At 55.8% G+C, this 4,737-nt stretch carries 2 protein-coding genes; both read left to right on the top strand.

Features of this window, described 5'->3' with window-relative positions; translation table 11 throughout:
- Positions 1-3,024 (top strand): S-layer homology domain-containing protein (locus GTO89_RS16785; protein WP_207708941.1); only part of this gene is annotated, 3,024 nt, incomplete at its 5' end.
- A 969-nt stretch (positions 3,025-3,993) separates the two neighbouring features.
- The coding region (locus tag GTO89_RS16780; protein ID WP_161263243.1) for a cadherin repeat domain-containing protein at positions 3,994-4,737 on the top strand (744 nt) is incomplete at its 3' end.

The following is a 4,737-nucleotide window of genomic DNA, read 5'->3' as shown; positions in this document are numbered from 1 at the left end:
GCAGCGCTGGCGACATCGACGCTGGCTGCCGGGAACTATAAGGTGTACGCCGTGGACGGGACGGGCAACGTGTCGGCAGCGTCGTCGGCGACGATCACCTTGCAAACGCCGTCGACCCCCGACTCCACGCCGCCAACGGTGACGGTGAGCGGCGGGACGGTGACGATCGGTCAGACGGTGACGGCCCAGAGCAATGAAAACGGTTGGCTGTATCTGGCGCCGTCGGGAAGCGCGGTGACGGATAAAGCGAGCCTGGATGGGTTGGTCAGCGGCGGAACAGCGACGAAAGTGAGCGCAACGGCGAACAGCGACGCGGCGCTGGCGACAACGGGTTTGGCTGCCGGGACCTATAAGGTGTACGCCGTGGACGGGACCGGCAACGTGTCGGCGGCGTCGACAGGGACGATCACCTTGCAAACGCCGTCGACACCCGACACGACGCCGCCGGACTGGGCGGCGACCTACCCGAAGGCAGGAACGATCACCGACACCAGCGCGAACGTGTTGGCAAAGGCGAACGAAAGCGGCAGAGCCTACTACGTCGTCCTTCCCAATGGAGCCCCGGCGCCGACGGCGACGCAGGTGAAAGCCGGCCAGAACGCGAGCGGAGCAGACGTAGGTTCTGGGAAAAAAGGCTACGTGGACCTGACGGCGAATGCGGAAGCGACCATCAGCATTCCGAACCTGAGCGCGTCCACAGACTATGATGTCTACGTGGTCGTCGAAGATAGCGCCACGAATGTGCAGGCTGCGCCCACCAAGGTGGACATCGCGACCAGCGCGGCGCCGGGGGGCAACGGGCCAACCATAACGACGCAAGCATTGCCGAATGCCACGGTCGCAACCCCCTATAACGCAACGGTCGACGTTTCGGGAGGCGCCCTTCCCTACACGTGGTCAATCTCGAGCGGCGCATTGCCGGCAGGCCTTGATCTCAACACGGTAACCGGCGCCGTCTACGGAACACCGACAACAGCAGGGACCGCCAACTTTGCGGTGCGAGTTATCGATCAAGACGCACAGACGGCGACGGCATCGTTTACCTTACAGGTAAATAACCAGTCGCAGTCCGGCAATAACATGATCTCTGCGTTAACATTGAGCGGTCTTTCCCTGAATGAAACCGTATCATCGGCGGTATACGACTATACGGCAACGGCTCCCTTTGCCCTCACCGCTACAACCGTAACGGCGACGATCGATCCAACCGCTGCGGTTAGGGTGAACGGAGAAGAGGTCACCAACGGTCAGCCGAGCAGACCCATCCCGCTGACGGTCGGTCCCAACACCATTTGGCTGATCGTTACCGCCCAGGACGGCACGCCGAAAACCTATACGGTGACGGTGACACGAGAAGCCGACGCCGCGGCAGCCGCCCTAAAAGACTTACAGATCGGATTCCAATCGGGCGATGAATGGAACACTGTCCAACACGATGTCACACTCCCCGTCATGAGCACCGGTAGTTTCCCCGTAGTCTGGACCTCCAGCAACCCGTCGATCATCTCGACAAATGGAACCGTCCAACGTCCCTCCGGCAGCGCCGATGCTTCGGTTACCCTGACGGCCACGATCAACCTGCCGGGAAACCCGGTTAAAAAGACATTTTTGGTCATCGTAAAACCGCAAGCCCCTGGAACCGTTCAGACGTCGCAACGCACGGTTGATGTCAAAGCCGGTGAAAACGGCGACACCGCTGCCCGAGTGGATGTCACTCGCGCGGTGTGGTCGACTCCGGATGGCGACAGCAAAGTGGCGGACTCCGTTCGGCTCGATGAACAAAAAGCCAGTCAGAGTGTGGCCGAAGCGGTTTACCGGCAAGAACCGCTCATCCGAATCGATTTAACCGATCCCATCGCCAGCCAGGCAGACATTTTCAACGTGGGCGTCGATAGCAACGCCTTGGCCCGGTTGAACAGCTACGGGAAGGAACTTCAGATCGCAAGTCCTGATGTGAAAGTCGATATCCCGCAAGCAAGCATTCAAGCATTGTGCAATGACGGCATCGATCTCTATTTCCGTGTCGTTCCTATCAAGCGCCAGCCGGAAGTAGAGCGTCAGACCGAACTCGCCCAGAGCAATGATAATGTTCGCAGGGAACTCGGTGTCTCGAGCGTTCAGATTCAGGTGCTGGGCAGACCGATGACCATCGAGACCAACTTGAGCGACCGGCGAACACTGGTCACGTTCCCCTTGCCGAGCAATCTTTCCGATGCGGATGTGGCGTCGCTCAAAGTCTGGGTGCAACACACCGACGGAACGGAGGAAGTAAAGTCAGGGAGCATCCTGAGAAATAGTCAGAACCAACCCAGTGCGATCGAGATTGAAATCAACAAGTTCAGCGTATTTACCATTGTGCGGGCGACTGCTCCCCAAAACAATGGCGGTGGCAGTGGCGGCGGTGGCGGCAGTCAAGCGAAACCGGTGGAAAATCCAAAGATCACCATCCATCCCTACGTGTTCGGCTACCCTGACCGCACATTCAGACCGGAACAGCCGATCACCAGAGGCGAACTGGCGGCGCTGATCGCCCGGCAACTGCCCAGCAACGCCGATACCATCGTCGTGGACTATCCCGATGTTCCCTCCACCTACTGGGCGCTCGATTCGATCCGGAAGCTCTACGCGTTGAAGCTGATCCAGGGGTACCCTGACGGCGCCTTCCGACCGGATCAGTATGTGACGCGAGCGGAACTGGCTGCTCTTGTGACTAAGTGGAAAAAGATGACCGATACAGGGAAAAACACCTTCGGCGATGTGCAGGGTCATTGGGCAGAACCGGCGATTGCCACCATGGCGGCGGCCAATATCCTGCACGGCTATCCCGACGGCACCTTCCAGCCGGACAAAGCGATCACACGGGCGGAAATGGTCTATCTCATGAACCAACTGATCGGAAGAAAACCGCTGACAGGAATCACCCAAACCAGTTGGTCCGACGTACCGGTGGATCACTGGGCAGCGGGCGCCATCGAAGCGGCATCAACGACCTATACAATTGAGAAAGCGGAGGAACAGAAATAAAAGAGCGCCTGTAGAGCAGTCCCAAAGAGAGGCGCCCTGTTCAACCGTTGCAAGCACCTTTTTCAATGAGGCCGGCACTGTGGCCTCAGACTGTCGACAAAGTTTGTTGTCGGCAGTCTTTTTTTATATGCGCCCTGCATGGCACGGGACCCCGGGCGAGGCTAGTGGCAGTCCGTTGGCATGCATGACAAAACGAACGATACGAACACGATAGATAAGCCATTACTTAAGGTTCTCATGACCATACTTATGGCAAAATTAAGAAGGAAATGATAGAAAGATAGAGAATATGTTGTTAACCATACCTTACTATCAAAAATGTGGGTGAGTATCGTGTCATTTTTTTACAAAGGGGGAATTCCATTTATGGGAAAACGAATAGCTGAAGTGGGAAGGCCGCCATCAAATTGGATAAAGAAAATCGCACCATGGTTGGCGGTAAGCTTGTTGCTTGCCATTGTATTCCCATTTGCTGCGTATGCTCTTCCTGGCGGCGTTCAAACATTTAGTGGCGCATTCAGTAGAAAACCGGATAATTCCTTACTAGGTCCACCCCCAGATAATTATTTTATACTTTCATCGTCGGAAGATTCTACAAATCCGATTGTGGAAGATAGCAGTGGAGTGTATATCAACGATAAAGGTGATCGTGATGTTCCAAAATCCGCGTTTATTGAGGTGAAAGCTTCTGGTGATACATTAGGCAGTTTCCGATTACAAGGAATAGTGCTAGGTGAATATTATGACGCTTCACAGGATATTCTTTACAATAATTTTAGTAATGTGTACATAGTGGGTTATATAAACGATACAGCAGTTGCCCAGACTACCCCTTACAGTAGTCCTGATCAGGGGGCGGCGTGTGAAACGGCCTATCCTATCGATTGTTCCCCGCTTTCTGGTGTACAGATCGATAAATTTAGAGTCTATTTCACGGCGCAACCGCATACACAGTTGATTGCATTTAACTTGGTCAGTTTTACCCTCCTGAATGCCTCCACGACATCGCCAATATCGCTGCCCACAACGCTGCCAACGATGCTCCAAAACCGGGTATTCAGTGGAAGCGTCGCAAAAACGTCAGGGGGAAGCGGGTCGGTTACCTACGCGTTAACGGGCGGCAACCTATTGCCGGCGGGACTTAGCTTGAATGCGACGACAGGCGCAATTACGGGGACGCCGACAGGCAGCGGCGCCTACGACTTTACGATCGAGGCAACCGATTCGTCGACTCCGCCACTGACTGCAACGCAGCAGTACACCGGAACCATCGTAACGTCGATGGTACTGCCCACGACGTTGCCACCAATGGTCCAAAATCAGGTGTTTAACGGAAGCGTCGCAAAAACGTCAGGGGGAAGCGGGTCGGTTACCTACGCGTTAACGGGCGGAAACTTATTGCCGGCGGGACTTAGCTTGAATACGACGACAGGCGCCATAACGGGGACGCCGACAGGCAGCGGCGCCTATGACTTTACGATCGAGGCGACGGATTCGTCGACTCCGCCTCTAACTGCAACGCAGCAGTACACCGGAACGATTACGGAAGCCATTGTGTTGCCCACAACGTTGCCACCAATGGTCCAAAACCGGGCGTTTAGCGGAAGCGTCGCAAAAACGTCAGGGGGAAGCGGGTCAGTTACCTACGCGTTAACGGGCAGCAACCTATTGCCGGCGGGACTTAGCTTGAATGCGACGACAGGCGCCATCACC

Origin of the sequence: Heliomicrobium gestii (genome assembly GCF_009877435.1) — a bacterium.
Taxonomy (GTDB): domain Bacteria; phylum Bacillota; class Desulfitobacteriia; order Heliobacteriales; family Heliobacteriaceae; genus Heliomicrobium; species Heliomicrobium gestii.
Note: the sequence above shows the minus strand (reverse complement) of the source record. Positions and strands in the feature narration are given on the sequence as shown.